General features: G+C 72.4%; 8 protein-coding genes. 4 read left to right on the top strand and 4 right to left on the bottom strand.

What is annotated here, in order from left to right:
* Positions 1 to 30 precede the first annotated feature (30 nt).
* The 3 genes from ACWC5C_RS11035 (at position 31) to ACWC5C_RS11025 (ending at position 8428) form a co-directional block, all read left to right on the top strand.
* Positions 31 to 5046, top strand: coding sequence for an SAV_2336 N-terminal domain-related protein (locus tag ACWC5C_RS11035; protein WP_450875130.1), 5016 nt, complete (start codon positions 31 to 33; stop codon positions 5044 to 5046).
* Positions 5047 to 5250: 204 nt separating this feature from the next.
* Positions 5251 to 6750, top strand: a complete 1500-nt coding sequence (locus ACWC5C_RS11030; protein ID WP_450875129.1) for an amino acid permease — start codon at positions 5251 to 5253, stop codon at positions 6748 to 6750.
* Positions 6751 to 6811: 61 nt separating this feature from the next.
* Entirely contained in the window at positions 6812 to 8428 is a 1617-nt protein-coding gene (locus ACWC5C_RS11025) for a GMC oxidoreductase (protein WP_450875128.1), read from the top strand.
* 61 nt (positions 8429 to 8489) lie between these two features.
* Here ACWC5C_RS11025 and ACWC5C_RS11020 read toward each other — a convergent pair whose 3' ends face one another.
* Entirely contained in the window at positions 8490 to 8717 is a 228-nt protein-coding gene (locus tag ACWC5C_RS11020; protein WP_450875127.1) for a DUF5133 domain-containing protein, read from the bottom strand.
* 55 nt (positions 8718 to 8772) lie between these two features.
* Entirely contained in the window at positions 8773 to 10245 is a 1473-nt protein-coding gene (locus ACWC5C_RS11015) for an MFS transporter (RefSeq protein ID WP_450875126.1), read from the bottom strand.
* A 93-nt stretch (positions 10246 to 10338) separates the two neighbouring features.
* On the opposite strand from ACWC5C_RS11015, the gene ACWC5C_RS11010 reads away from it, so the two are divergent.
* Positions 10339 to 11532: a cytochrome P450 gene (locus ACWC5C_RS11010; RefSeq protein ID WP_450875125.1), complete on the top strand. Its 1194-nt coding sequence runs from the start codon at positions 10339 to 10341 to the stop codon at positions 11530 to 11532.
* 12 nt (positions 11533 to 11544) lie between these two features.
* On the opposite strand, the gene alc is transcribed toward ACWC5C_RS11010, so the two are convergent.
* Positions 11545 to 12747: an allantoicase gene (alc, locus tag ACWC5C_RS11005; RefSeq protein WP_450875124.1), complete on the bottom strand. Its 1203-nt coding sequence runs from the start codon at positions 12745 to 12747 to the stop codon at positions 11545 to 11547.
* Between the two features lie 114 nt (positions 12748 to 12861).
* A complete protein-coding gene (gene gcl, locus ACWC5C_RS11000; RefSeq protein WP_450875123.1) occupies positions 12862 to 14640 on the bottom strand; it encodes a glyoxylate carboligase in 1779 nt (592 codons plus the stop codon).
* Positions 14641 to 14645 lie beyond the last annotated feature (5 nt).

Raw genomic sequence — 14645 nt, 5'->3', positions numbered from 1 at the left:
GACCACCCCGTCGCCCCCAACCAGGACAGCGTGGCCCGCTGCATGCGGCTCGCCCTGGACGACGCCCGGATCAAGCCGGAGGAGGTCGACTTCGCCGCCGCGCCGGAACCGCCCCCGCCGCCCCCGGACCCGCCCACCCCGCTCCACACCCCCGACGCCGCAGCGACGGACGGCTCCGGGGACGGCGGCAGCACCCCCGGCGGGCGCGGCGGACGCGGCGAACCCGGCACCCGGGCCAAGGCCCTCCCGGTGCGCCGCCCGCCCGCGCTGCCCCGGCGGCTGGAGCTGGCCCGCGCGCTGCGCCCGCTCAAGCGGCGGGTCCGGGCGCCCGGGCGGCGCATCCTGGACGAGCCGCTGACCGCCGACCGCTCCGCCCGCGCCCGCCGCCCGGTCCCCGCCCTGTGCCACGCCTGCGAACGCTGGCTGGAGCTGGCCCTGGTGGTGGACGACAGCGTGTCGATGTCCGTATGGCGCCGTACCGTGGACGACTTCCGCGAACTCGTCGAGGGACACGGCGCCTTCCGGGACGTACGCCTGTGGCGGTTCGACGCCGACGACCCCGCCCTCGTCCTGCGCTACGGCACCGCCGGTGAGGACGGCGCCGACCAGGCGGCGGAGGGCCGTAACCCCGCCGAGCTGCACGACCCCTCCGGGCGTCGGCTGATCCTCGTCCTCACCGACGGGGTCGGCGACCTGTGGGGCACCCCCGACATGACCGCGACCGTACGGGAGTGGGCGCGCCGGTCGCCCCTGGCCGTCGTCCAGATGCTGCCGCCCGACCTGTGGCACCGCACCTGGCTGCCCCCGGTCCGCGCCGAGCTGCGCGCCACCGGCCCCGCCCGGCTGACCGTACGGCCCGAGGGCCCCGCCGCCGTCCACGCCGGAGCGGCCGCCGACCTCGCGCCGCTGGTCACCCTGGACCCCGAATGGTTACGCCCCTGGGCCCAGGCGCTGTCCGGCAGCCGCACCACCTGGCGGCCCGGCTCGGCCGTCGACCTCGGCCGGGAGCCCTGGTACGGACGCCCCGAGGCGGCCGCCGACGCCGCGCACCGCCTGCCGGACGACACCGCGGCCCCGGAACGGGTCGAGGAGTTCCGCACCTGGGCCACCCCCGAGGCGCTGAACCTGGCGTACCTGCTGTCCGCCGCCCCGCTCACCCTGCCGCTGATGCGCTGGCTCCAGCAGCATCTGCTGCCCGCCACCGGACCCGCCCACCTCGCCGAGGTGTTCCTCTCCGACCTGCTGGTGCGCACCGCCGCCCGCCGCCGGGGGGAGGACCCGGACCAGGTGGTGTACGCGTTCCGCGACGGCGTACGCGACGAACTGGCCCCCGGCCTCACCCGCACCGACGCCTACCAGGTGCTCACCACCCTCATCCAGGCCCCCGAGGCGCTCGCCGTGCCCTTCGGCGGCTCCCTCGACTTCCGGGTGCTGGCCGCCGACCCGAGAGGCCCGCTCGAACTGGCCGGTGGCCGCGCGTTCGCCACCGTGGCCGCGTCGGTGCTGGGCGGTCTTGGCGGCGAACTCGCCCCGTACGCCGCGCGGATCCACGCGGCGCTGATCGGCGGCCACCCGGCCGGGAGCGGGGGAGCGGCCGACGGGCCGGTCTTCGTGGAGTGCGCCCGGGTGGGCGGCCGGGACGTGGCCGTGACGACCTCCGGCGGCGAGCTGTGGATCTGGGACCTGGCCACCGGCCACGGCCGTCTGGTCACCCACCGGGGCGCGTTCGGCATCACCGCCCTCGCCTGCGCCACCACGGCCTCCGGCCGCAGCCTCGCCGTGACGCTGTCCGCCGACGGCGCGCTGACCGCCACCGACCTCGGCGCCGCCGTGGACCAGGCGCCCGAGGGGGGCCCGAACGTCTGGGAATGCCTCTTCCGGGGGGACATCACCCAGATCCGGCCGCCCGTGCTGGCCTGCCATGAACTCATGGGCCAGCAGGTCGTGGCGGTCCTCGGCCCGGGCGGGATCAACCTGCTGGACCTCGACAGCGGCGCCTCCTTCCTGCCCACCGTCCCGGTGGCCGAGCGGGTGAGCGCGCTGGCGCTGCTGACCGAAGGCGGCCGGTCCCATCTGCTCACCGGGGACGCCGAAGGCGTCGTGCGCGGCCGGGTCCTGGAGTCCGCCGAGGTGGTCGTCGGCGGCGGCGAGGCACCGGCCGGCGCGGCCCGGCCACCGGGGCGGCGCCACGTGCTCAGCTTCGGCTTCGGCGCCGCCGCGGACCCCTCGCTGGAGCCCGCCTGCCGCGGTCTCGCCGAGGCCTTCGAGGAGTTCGGCTGCCGCACCCGGCTCGCCATGGACGTCACGGCACGGGAGTTCCGGCGTACGGTCGAGGAGACCTCGGCCGGACTCACCGACGCGGACGCCCTGATCGTCCATGTGGCGGGCCAGTCGGCGGAAAGCGGGACGCTGTTCAGATCGCTGCCCACCGATCAGACGCGGGGGCGGCGCCTGATGATCGCGGACGACTGCCCGGCCGTACGGAACGCCCTCGTCCCGGTCTTCGGCTTCGACGCCGTCCTCATCTCCGGGCCGCCCGAGCGGGCCCCCGCCTGGGACCTCACCCTCGCGCTCGCCGAGTCACTGCGCCACTTCGCGGCCGGTCGCGGCAGGCGCGCCCGCTACGAGCAGTTCATCTCCTTCGGGGACGTGCTGGACCTCGCCCACGAACTCACCGACGGCCGCACCTCGAACAGCGTCGTGCTGTCGCAGCGGGACAACGACGACTTCCTGCCCAACCCCCGCTACCGCCCGTCCCTGCTGCCCCTCCTCGACCAGGGCCCGGCGGAACCACCCGAGACACCGGCCCTGCGGCAGCTCACCCACTGGATCGACAACCGGTCCGGGGGCGGGCTCGCCCTGGTCACCGGGGAGCCCTGGAGCGGCAAGACGACCCTGCTGGCCGCGCTGGCCACCCGGATGCGGCGCTTGCCCGGCCGCCCCACGCCGGTGGCGGTCTCCGCGGCCGGACGCGACGCCGCCGAGCTGGCGTGGGCCGTCGCACGGGAGATCACCATGCCCGGCGCCCCGGTGCCGGGCACGCCCGACCAGCTGGTCGCATGGCTCCAGCAGCTCACGGTCCCGCCCGTCGTCGTGGTCGACGCCCTGGACGAGGCGCGGGACCCGGAGGCCGTCGTGGCCGGACTGCTGCGCCCGCTCCTCGACTCCGCGGCCTGCCGACTGGTGGTCGCCACCCGATCGGGCCGCGCGATGTTCACCCTGATGGGCAGCGAACAGCACACCCGCATCACCCTCACCCCCTCCCCGGAACTCCAGCACCGCACCCTGCGCGAGATGTGCGACCGCGTGCTGGCCACCGCCCCCGCCTACCGCGCCGCCTCCGCCGCCCCCCTGCGCGAGGCGTTCGGCGAGGCCGCCGCCAGGGCGCTCGTCGAGCGGAGCCCGGTCGCCGAGCAGGTCCTCATCGCCCGCGCCTACGCCGGATTCATCGCCTCGCGCGGCGAACCGCTGGAGGACCCCGAGGACGCGCGCTGGGTGGGTTCCGGCGTGCCCCGCACCAGCGCCGACGTCGTGGCCCTGCTGCTGGCCGACGCCCGTAACCCCTGGACCGTGCCGGTGCTCACCACGCTGGCGGCGGCCGGGAACGACGCGCTGACGGACACCGAGATCCAGCGGCGCTGCGGGCCGCCCTCGCTCTACGAGGTACGGGAGGCCCTGGCGCCCGTACGCGGACTGCTGGACTCCCTCACCGACGGCCGGGACCGGACGCTGTACCGCCTGGCGGCCTCATCCGTCGCGGCACAGATCCTGGAGGCGCAGGGCCTCGACCCCGCGTGCGAGCCGACGCCCCGGCGGCTGTGGTCGAAGCCGGTTGCGATGGGGTTCTGCGCGGGCCCGGTCACGGCAATGGCCGCCACGGCCGGGCCGTCCGGACCGGCGCTCTGTTTCATGGGATCCGGCAGCTCCGTGCTGATGCTTACCCCCGTCGTCGCGGGTGAAGTGTTGGGGGCGCTGTCGGTCATGGAGGGATCGGAGGGCCAGCCCCTTCCGCAGCTGCGGTTCGTCGACTGGGGAGGCGACCAGGCGCTGGTCCGCAGCTCCCGGCAGCGCTGCACCGTGTGGCCGCTGAACGGTCCGACGCACCCCGAAAACCGCACACCCGAGGACCTGGGCCCCATCGAGGCGTTCACCGCCACCATGACCGCCGACGGGCGCCCCCTGGCGGTCGCGGTGAACGAGAAGGGCGCTCCCCGGGCCTGGCATCTGGACGACCGCACCCCCGCCGGTCAGCCGTTCACCCCCGCCCCCCGGGTGCTGGGTGTCCATGGCTTCGGCCATGGTCAGCACAACCCCACGGAGCTGTCGCACCAATGGCTCCTGGCCCTGCGCGACGGCGCGGAGCGGGTCGGCCACACCGGGCCCTCGGCGCCCTTCGACGTGCGCGTCGCGTACTACGGCGGCGCCTTGCGCACCGCGGGCGGGAAGACCGACAACGGCAACGGCGACAGCGGTAATGGCGGCAACGGCAACGGCCGGGGACGGCTGCGCCGCCTCGCGGACGCCCTCGTACGGGCCGTGGGCATGCCGAACGCCCTGCTGCCCGGCATGGGCAGGGAGCTGTACGTCTATCTGCACGACCCCGCGCAGCGGGCCCAGGCGCGGCACATCGTCGCCGAGGCCATCGCCGCACGGCGGCCGGACGTCGTCATCGCCCACTCCCTGGGCTGCGTGGTCGCCTACGAGGCGCTGTGCGAACGGCCCGACCTCTCGGTGGACCTGCTGGTGACCCTGGGCGCGCCGTTCGGCCTCGACCTGGTCTTCAACCGGCTGGAACCCGCGCCCGTCGACGGCCGGGGCCAGCGCCCCCCGGGCGTACGGCGCTGGGTGAACCTCGTGGGCACCGACGATCCGCTGGCCACTCCGCGCGACCTGGCCGAGCGGTTCGAGGGCGTCTCGGTCAACATCCAGTGCGAGGGGCTGGGCCTGGACACCGTCCGCACCCAGGGCTACAGCTATCTGCACAGCGTCGAGCTGGCCACCGTCCTCTCCGAGCACCTGGGCCGTGGTGACCGCCGGGATAAATAGTGTGCCAAGCGGCTCATGTTATTACATGTGTATGAAACCGGGGGCCTCGATGCGTGACACCTGTCGATGGTCGGGGTGTGGTCGGACACCTAGGTTTCACTGAACCGCAACCCACCCCACATCCGCCTCCACCAAGGCTTCGGTCCTGCTCAGGGCCGCTTTTCGTGCTGCCGATCCCGCCGTCATGAGAGACGAGGAACGATCATGAGCGCCCATAAGCCGATCACTACGGACGCCCGCGCCCCCGGCGCCGACTCGCCGCCGGGTGCGGCCCCGCCCGGCGGTTCCGGTTCCGGTTCCGGCTCCGGTCTGCAGGCCGGGCTGAAGAACCGCCATCTGTCGATGATCGCCATCGGCGGGGTGATCGGGGCCGGGCTGTTCGTCGGCTCCGGGGCGGGGATCGCCGCGGCCGGGCCCGGCATTCTGCTGTCGTACGCCCTGGTCGGCACCCTCGTCGTGCTGGTGATGCGGATGCTCGGCGAGATGGCCGCCGCCGATCCGGTCTCCGGTTCGTTCTCGTCGTACGCGGACCGGGCGCTCGGCCGCTGGGCGGGGTTCACGATCGGCTGGCTGTACTGGTTCTTCTGGGTCGTGGTGCTGGCGGTGGAGGCCACGGCCGGGGCCGCCATCCTCACCGGATGGGTGCCCGCGGTGCCGCAGTGGGCGTGGGCGCTCATCGTGATGGTGGTGCTGACCGCGACGAACCTGTTCTCCGTGGGTTCCTACGGGGAGTTCGAGTTCTGGTTCGCGGGCATCAAGGTGGTCGCGATCGCCGTGTTCATCGTGGTCGGCGGGCTGGCGGTGTTCGGCCTGCTGCCGGGGGGCTCCGACGGTGCGATCGGTGCCGCGAATCTGACCGGCCATGGCGGCTTCCTGCCCAATGGTCCCGGTGCCGTGCTCACCGGGGTGCTGATGGTCGTGTTCTCCTTCATGGGCAGCGAGATCGTCACCCTCGCGGCGGCGGAGTCCACCAATCCGCGCAAGGCGGTCGCCCGCGCCACCAACAGTGTGATCTGGCGGATCGCGGTCTTCTACCTCGGTTCGATCGCCATCGTGGTGACGCTGCTGCCCTGGGATTCCCCCGAGGTGAAGAAGAGCCCGTACGTGGCCGTGCTGGACCACATCGGTATCGCCCACGCCGGTCAGCTGATGGACGTGATCGTGCTGACCGCCGTGCTCTCCTGTCTCAACTCCGGCCTGTACACGGCCTCCCGGATGGCGTTCTCGCTCGGCGGTCGCGGGGACGCGCCGAAGAGCTTCAGCCGCACCACCGGGCGTGGTGTCCCGGCCACGGCGATCCTCGCCTCGGTCGTCTTCGGCTTCGTGGCGGTGTTCTTCAACTACGCCTACCCCGACACCGTGTTCCAGTTCCTGCTGAACTCCTCCGGCGCGGTGGCGCTCTTCGTATGGCTGGTGATCTGTTTCTCCCAGCTGCGGATGCGCAGGATCCTGGAGCGCGAGTCGCCGGAGCGGCTGACGGTGAAGATGTGGGCATACCCGTATCTGACCTGGGTCACCATCGGCATGATCGTCTTCGTGGTCGGCTACATGTTCACCGATCCGACCGGCCGTGAGCAGATGATTCTGTCGCTGCTCGCCGCGGCGGTGGTGCTCGGTGTCGCCGTGGTGCGCGAGGTCCGGCGGAAGTGCACACCCGAGGCGCCCGAGTCGGCCGAGGAAGCACCCGCGAAAAATCTGACGTAGCGTCAAAAGACCATGTGCGCGCAGGATGGGCGGAGTGGCCGACTCCGCCCATGATGCGGCCATGGAAGGAAAACTGACACGTCGTCACTTTCTGGGGCTGGCGGCCCTCCAGACGGCCGCCGCCCTCGGTCTCACCAGAATCGGCCTCACCCCGGCGGCCGCCGCCCGGAGCGCCGACTACGCCCCCGCCCTCGTCATCGGATCCGGCTACGGCGCGGCGGTCGCCGCGCTCCGGCTGGGCGAGGCGGGCATCCGCACCCTGGTCATCGAGATGGGCCGACTCTGGGAGGCGCCAGGGTCAGGCGGTTCGGTGTTCTGCTCGATGACCGCCCCCGACCACCGCTCCATGTGGTTCAAGCGCAGGACCGAGGCGCCGCTGTCCACGTTCCTGTGGCTGGACGTCATCAACAAGGACATCACCCCCTACCCCGGGGTCCTGGACCGCGTCCGGCACCCGAACATGTCCGTCTACGTCGGCCGCGGGGTCGGCGGCGGATCGCTGGTCAACGGCGGTATCGCGGTCACCCCGCCCCGCGCGTACTTCCAGGAGGTGCTGCCGGGCGTCGACGCGGACGCCATGTACGGCACGTACTTCCCGCGCGCCAACCGCATGCTCGGCACCGCCGCCATCCCCTCCGACTGGTTCGAGACCACGGAGTGGTACCAGTACGCCCGGGTCGCCCGCGCCCAGGCGAGCGCGGCGGGGCTGAAGACCGTCTTCGTGCCCAGCGTCTACGACTTCGACTACATGCGGCGCGAGGCCGCCGGGACCGCCACCAAGTCCGCGCTCGGCCAGGAGGTCATCTACGGCAACAACCACGGCAAGCGCAGCCTCGACAAGACCTATCTGGCGGCGGCGCTCGGCACCGGGAACGTCACCATCCACACCCTCAGCCGCGCCCGGGCGGTGCGGCGGGCCGCCGACGGTACGTACGTCGTCACCGTCGACCGCATCGACACCACCGGCGCCGTCACCGCGACGGACGAGATCGCCTGCCGCTCGCTCTTCCTCGGCGCGGGGAGCCTCGGGACGACCGAACTCCTGCTGCGCGCCCGCGAGACCGGCGCGCTGCCCGCGCTGAACGCGGAGGTCGGCCGGGGCTGGGGCGGCAACGGCAACGTCATGCTGGGCCGCGCCAACCACATCTGGAACCCCACCGGGGCCCATCAGTCCACGATCCCGGTGACGGCCATCGACGACTGGTCCAACGCGGCCAACCCGGTCTTCGCCGAGATCGCCCCGCTGCCCGCCGGAACCGAGACCTGGGCCAGCCTCTACCTGGCCATCACCAAGAACCCGCAGCGCGGCACGTTCACCTACGACGCCGCCAAGGACGCCGCCGTACTGAACTGGAGTGCCACCCAGAGTGCCCCGGGTATCGCCGCCGCGAAATCCCTCTTCGACCGGGTCAACGCGGCCAACGCCACCATCTACCGCTACGACCTCTTCGGCGACACCCGCGCCTTCGCCGGTGACTTCTGCTACCACCCGCTGGGTGGCTGCGTCCTGGGCCGCGCCACGGACACCTACGGCCGGGTGGCCGGTTACCAGCGGCTCTATGTGACCGACGGAGCCCTCGTCCCGGGCTCCATCGGCGTCAATCCCTTTGTGACGATCACGGCCCTGGCGGAACGCACCATGTCCCGTGTCCTCGCCGAGGACGACGTCGGCCGCTAGCGATACGCGGCCCCGGGACGTACCGCATCGCGCCCCGGGGCATCACGTCACGTACGTGGCGTCACATGCTCAGCACGGAATCGTCCTGGACGCGGGCGCCGGGGAGCTGGTGCCGGGCGGCGATCAGGGCGGTGTCCACATCCCGGGTCCCGGTGGAGACGCACAGCGTGTACGCGACGTCGTCCATGCGCTGCCGCACCTTCGGGCTGCCCACGTCGGCGTGCAGGGCCTGCAGGGTCTCGTACTGCTCGACGAGATTGCGCAACACGGCGGGGTGGGCCATCAGCATGGGGGCTCTCCTCGGGTGATGAGACTGCTGGACAGGGGGCTGGTCGCGGATCCGTCTACCCGGCGCGCGTGGCCCCATGCGTGGCCGTCGCGGGCGCCGCCGCCACGGGTGCGGCAGGGCGCTGCCGGGGCAGGAAGGCGGCGAGGACGAAGGCGAGCAGGGCCGCTCCGGCACCGATGGCCATGACCACCCGGAAGCCGTCCTGGGCGGGGAGGGTGACGGGGCCGAGCGTGGTGGTCATCTCGGCCAGGACGACGCCCGCCACCGCGCTGGAGATCGAGGTGCCGATGGACCGCATCAGGGTGTTGAGGCTGTTGGCCGCGGCCGTCTCCGTCACCGGCACGGCCGCCATGACGAGCGCGGGCATGGAGCCGTAGGCGAGCCCGATACCGGCGCCGATGACACAGGACACCAGGACGAGGTGCCAGATGGCCGACATCAGCACGATGTTGAGGGCGTAACCCGAGGAGACCACGACGGCGCCGATCATCAGCGTCACCTTGGGGCCCTGGTTCTTGGAGATACGGGCCGACAGCGGCGCCATGGCCATCATCACCAGACCCGACGGCGCCATGACGAGGCCGACGGTCAGCATCGTCTCCCCGAGACCGAAACCCGTGGCCTTCGGCATCTGGAGCAGCTGCGGCATCAGCAGGGACATCGCGAACATGGAGAAGCCGAACACCGCGGAGGCGAGGTTGGTGAGCAGCACCTGACGCCGCGCGGTGGTGCGCAGGTCCACCAGCGGCCGCGCGGACCGCAGTTCCCACCGGCCCCACAGCGCCAGCGTGAGGGCCGAGGCGAGGAAAAGACCGAGGGTGAGCCCGCTGGACCAGCCCCAGGCGGCCCCCTTGGAAATCGCCAGCAGCAGGCAGACCAGCGCGACCGACAGACCCGCCGCCCCCGCCACGTCGAACCGTCCGCCGCTGCGCACCGCGGATTCCGGGACGAGCCTGGCGACGAGCACGGTGGCGAGGACGCCGAATCCGGCGGCGGTCCAGAACAGCACATGCCAGTCGGCGCGTTCGGCCAGCAGTGCGGCGGCGGGCAGGCCCAGGGCGCCGCCGACCCCGAGCGAGGCGCTCATCAGGGCGGTGGCCGCGCCGAGCCGTTCGGCGGGCAGTTCGTCGCGCATGATGCTGATGCCGAGCGGTATGACCCCGGCCGCCAGGCCCTGCAGGGCGCGTCCGACGACCATCGGGGCCAGGGAGTCGCTGAGGGCACCGACGACCGACCCCGCCACCAGCAGGCCCAGGCTGATCAGGAGCATGCGGCGCTTGCCGTACATGTCTCCCAGCCGCCCGATCACCGGTGTCGCGACGGCGGCCGCGAGCAGGGTGGCGGTCACCGCCCAGGTGGCGTCCGAGGCCGAGGCGTTCAGCAGGCTGGGGAGCTTGGGGATCAGCGGGATCACCAGGGTCTGCATCAGCGAGACCACGATCCCGGCGAAGGCCAGGACCGCCACGACGGTGTTCGCCCGCGGCGGTCCGGAGGCTCCGGCGGCGGGTCTGGGCAGGGCGTCGGACATGGCGGAGCCTCCGTCTGGGACAAATTTAAATCAGCTGGTTGACTTAATGTACCGGACCGGGAAGGCTGTGACACAGCAGAGGAAGGGACAGGCATGACGCTTGCGGAGTTTCCGATGGCCAGGGCGGCGGGCTGCCCGTTCGACCCGCCTCCCGCGCTGCGGGAGGCGACGGAGGAGGGGCCGCTCGCGAGAGTCCGGCTGTGGGACGGCAGCACGCCGTGGCTGGTGACCCGGCACGCCGAGCAGCGGGCCCTGCTGGGCGACGCGCGGGTCAGCGCCGACGCCGCCCGGCCCGGCTATCCCAGCTCGGCCCCGCTGCCCCCGGGCGGTACGGGCTTCAGCTTCATCCTGATGGACGACCCCGAACACGCCCGGCTCCGGCGGATGGTCACGGCGCCGTTCGCCATCAAGCGGGTGGCGGCGATGCGTCCGGCCGTGCAGAAGATCGTGGACGGGCTGATCGACGAGCTGCTGGCCGGGCCCGCTCCGACCGACCTGGTACGGGCGTTCGCCCTGCCGGTGCCCTCGCTGGTGATCTGCGAGCTGCTGGGGGTGCCGTACGACGACCACGACTTCTTCCAGGAGAACAGCAACGTCCTCATCAACCGTGAGGTGACGCCCGAAAAGCGGTCGGCCGCCCACGCGGCGCTGCTCGGCTACCTGGACGGCCTGATGGGCGAGAAGATCGCCCAACCCGTGGACGATCTGCTGTCCGGGCTGGCCGGACGGGTCACGGCGGGTGAGCTGACCCGCGAGCAGGCGGCCCAGACGGGCGTACTGCTCCTGCTCGCGGGCCACGAGACCACCGCGAACATGATCGCGCTGGGCACCCTCGCCCTGCTGGAGAATCCCGGACAGCTCGCCCTGCTGCGGGAGTCGGACGATCCGAAGCTCATCGCCTCGGCGGTGGAGGAGCTGCTGCGCTACCTCAACATCACGCACAGCGGGCGGCGCCGGGTGGCGCTGGACGACATCGAGGTCGCGGGCCAGGTGATCCGGGCCGGGGAGGGGATCATCCTGGCCAACGACATCGCCAACCGCGACCCCGAGGTCTTCCCCGACCCCGACCGGCTGGACATCGAGCGCGACGCCCGCCGCCATGTGGCGTTCGGCTTCGGGGTGCACCAGTGCCTGGGCCAGCCGCTGGCCCGGATGGAGCTGCAGGTCGTCTACAGCACGCTCTACCGCCGCATCCCCACCCTCCGGCTGGCCACCGATCTGGAGAAGATCCCCTTCAAGCACGACGGTTCGGTCTACGGCGTCTACGAACTGCCCGTGACCTGGTGAACCCGCCCCGGCTCAGGCCGGGTTCACGCCCAGGAGGCTCCGTACCCGGGCGGCGAAGAGCGGGTCGGCCCCCTCCAGGGCCTTCCGCAGCCCGGCCTCGTCGGCGAAGGGCCGCGCGGCCGCGAACTCCCGCGCCCGGTCCGCCGGGGCGCCGCACTCGGCGGTGAGGACGGCCGTCGCCTGGTCCGTGGGCAGCGCGTCGAACCAGCGCAGCCCGAGCGCGGCCAGGCCGTCCGGGGTGGGCGCGCCGAAGAGCCGGAGGCGGGCCAGCCCGCCGTCGGGGTGGATGTCCAGCCGGACGTGGGTGACCGGCTGGGTGGTGGTGATCCGGAAGCGGTGCGGGGTGTCCCGCTGCAACCGGGTGCGCGGCAGCAGATCGAACCACGCGCCGGCGGCGTCCAGGTCCCCGGCGGTGGCGTCGATGCCGCGCAGCCGGGCCGAGCCGGGGGAGTTGCCGATGAAGTACGAGGTGTCGATGGTCGCGTGGGTGATACGGCCGCGGGTGGCGAGCTGCGCCACGATCCAGTCGTTGCCGTCGTCGCGGCGCCTGCGGGTCTCCCAGCCGTCGCCCATGACCCGGGGCAGCCCGGGGGCGAGGACGTTGTTGGGCGGGGAGTAGAACCGGTTGCTGGCGTCGATGACCTCGCCGCCGTTCTCCACGGCCGCCAGGTCGAAGGCGGCGGGGTTAAGGAAGCGCGGATCCGGCACCACCTGTCCGTGGACGCGCAGCCGCGCCACCCCTCCGTCCGGGTGGATGTTCAGCCGGACATGGGTGAAGCGCTGTTCCACGTCCACGGCGAAGCGGTGCTCGCTGTCACCGCCCAGGGCGCTCTTGGGGACGATGCTCACCCACGCGGCGTCCGCGATCTCCTCGGGCGTGGGATGGCCTTCGACCGCGCACGCCTCGAGAGAGCAGTGTTCGGGGTAGTTGCCGGTGAAGTGGGCCGTGTCGACGACGACGCCGTGGATCACGCCGGGGGTGCCGAGGCGGACGATGGCCCAGTCGTGGTCCCCGTCCTCGAACTCGGGGCGGCGTCGCCGGGTCTCCCAGCCGTCCATGATCTGGCCCTTGTGGCCGAAGGTGTGGGGCTGGAAGACCGGTGCCGCGGGGCGGAGCAGGTTCTCCTTCTCGGCGAAGAACTCGTCGTTGGCCGCGATGACGCCGCCGCCGAGCGCGCGGGCGGCGAGGTCGGGCAGCAGGGTGAAGTCCGTCATGTCTCTCCTCGGCTCGGGAGCCGTTGCCTGAAGCCTCCCGGCGGCGCGGCTTCGACCGCGTGGATCACGCCGCCGGGAGGAGTGTGAGGGTGCCGGGCGGGGCCGCCCGGGGTGTCATCCGATGGCGGTGCGGACCGCCGTGGGGGCGTGTTCGGGGCTGGTGGCCAGCTCCTCGAACTCGTTGACGTTGTCGAGTTCGGTGCCCATGGACACGTTGGTGACGCGCTCCAGGATGACCTCGACGATGACCGGCACCCGGTGTTCGGCCATGAGCTTCCTGGCCTCTTCCAGGGCGGGCGCGATGCGGTCGGGTTCGAAGACCCGGATGGCCTTGCAACCGAGCCCTTCGGCGACCTTCACGTGGTCGACGCCGTAGCCGCCGACCTCGGGGGCGTTGATGTTGTCGAAGGAGAGCTGGACGCAGTAGTCCATGTCGAAACCGCGCTGGGCCTGGCGGATCAGCCCCAGATAGGCGTTGTTGACGACGACATGGAGGTAGGGGATCTGGAACTGGGCCCCGACCGCGAGTTCTTCGATCATGAACTGGAAGTCGTAGTCGCCGGAGAGGGCGACGACGGTGGCCTCCGGGTCGGCCGTCGCCACGCCCAGCGCGGCCGGGACGGTCCAGCCCAGCGGCCCGGCCTGCCCGGCGTTGATCCAGTGCCGGGGGCGGTAGACGTGCAGCATCTGGGCGGCCTGGATCTGGGAGAGGCCGATCGTGGAGACATAGCGGGTGTCCGGCCCGAACGCCCGGTTCATCTCCTCGTAGACCCGCTGCGGTTTGACCGGCACCTGGTCGAAGTGGGTCTTGCGCAGCATCGAGCCCTTGCGGCGGCGGCAGCTGTCGGCCCAGTCGGCGCGGTCCTTGAGGGTGCCCGCGGCCTTGAGTTCCCGGGCGGCCTCGACGAACAGCCGCAGGGCGGCCCCGGCGTCGGAGACGATGCCGTAGTCGGGCGCGAACACCCGGCCGATCTGGGTGGGCTCGATGTCGACGTGGACGAAGGTGCGGTCCTTGGTGTACGTGTCGACGCCGCCGGTGTGGCGGTTGGCCCAGCGGTTGCCGACGCCGAGGACGAAGTCCGACTCCAGCAGGGTGGCGTTGCCGTAGCGGTGGGAGGTCTGGAGACCGACCATGCCCGCCATCAGCGGATGGTCGTCGGGGATGGAGCCCCAGCCCATCAGCGTGGGCACCACGGGCACCCCGGTCAGCTCGGCGAACTCCACCAGCAGATCGGCCGCGTCGGCGTTGATGATGCCGCCGCCCGCCACCAGCAGCGGCCGCTCGGCGGCCTGGAGCAGCCCGATCGCCTTGTCGATCTGCGCCCGGGTGGCGGCCGGTTTGTGGATCGGCAGCGGCTCGTAGGTGTCCGGGTCGAACTCGATCTCGGCCATCTGGACGTCGATGGGCAGGTCGATCAGGACCGGCCCGGGGCGGCCGGACCGCATGAGGTGGAACGCCTGCTGGAACGCGCCCGGCACCTGGGCGGGCTCCAGCACGGTCATCGCCATCTTGGTCAGCGGCGCCGCGATCGAGGCGATGTCGACCGCCTGGAAGTCCTCCTTGTGCAGCTTGGCCACCGCCGCCTGGCCGGTGATGCACAGGATCGGGATCGAATCGGCGCTCGCCGAGTACAGACCGGTGATCATGTCGGTGCCCGCGGGGCCGCTGGTGCCCACGCAGACCCCGATGTTCCCGGCCCTGGCCCGGGTGTAGCCCTCGGCCATGTGCGAGGCGCCCTCGACGTGCCGGGCCAGGACGTGGGTGAGGCCGCCGTCGCCGCGCATCGCGGCGTAGAAGGGGTTGATCGCCGCTCCGGGGAGACCGAAGACGTGGGTGGTGCCCTCGCGCTTGAGGATTTCCACCGCCGCCTGGGCCGCTGTCATACGCGCCATGGGGT

The organism is Streptomyces sp. NPDC001700 (assembly GCF_053596435.1).
The sequence above is the reverse complement of the archived record's forward strand: the minus strand, read 5'-3'. Positions and strand labels throughout refer to the sequence as shown.

Excerpts from the sequence above, each read along its gene's own strand:
- ACWC5C_RS11030 (WP_450875129.1), top strand. The coding sequence starts at position 5,251 with ATGAGCGCCCATAAGCCGATCACTACGGACGCCCGCGCCCCCGGCGCC.
- ACWC5C_RS11025 (WP_450875128.1), top strand. The coding sequence starts at position 6,812 with ATGGAAGGAAAACTGACACGTCGTCACTTTCTGGGGCTGGCGGCCCTC.
- ACWC5C_RS11020 (WP_450875127.1), bottom strand. The coding sequence starts at position 8,717 with ATGCTGATGGCCCACCCCGCCGTGTTGCGCAATCTCGTCGAGCAGTAC.
- ACWC5C_RS11015 (WP_450875126.1), bottom strand. The coding sequence starts at position 10,245 with ATGTCCGACGCCCTGCCCAGACCCGCCGCCGGAGCCTCCGGACCGCCG.
- ACWC5C_RS11010 (WP_450875125.1), top strand. The coding sequence starts at position 10,339 with ATGACGCTTGCGGAGTTTCCGATGGCCAGGGCGGCGGGCTGCCCGTTC.
- alc (WP_450875124.1), bottom strand. The coding sequence starts at position 12,747 with ATGACGGACTTCACCCTGCTGCCCGACCTCGCCGCCCGCGCGCTCGGC.
- gcl (WP_450875123.1), bottom strand. The coding sequence starts at position 14,640 with ATGGCGCGTATGACAGCGGCCCAGGCGGCGGTGGAAATCCTCAAGCGC.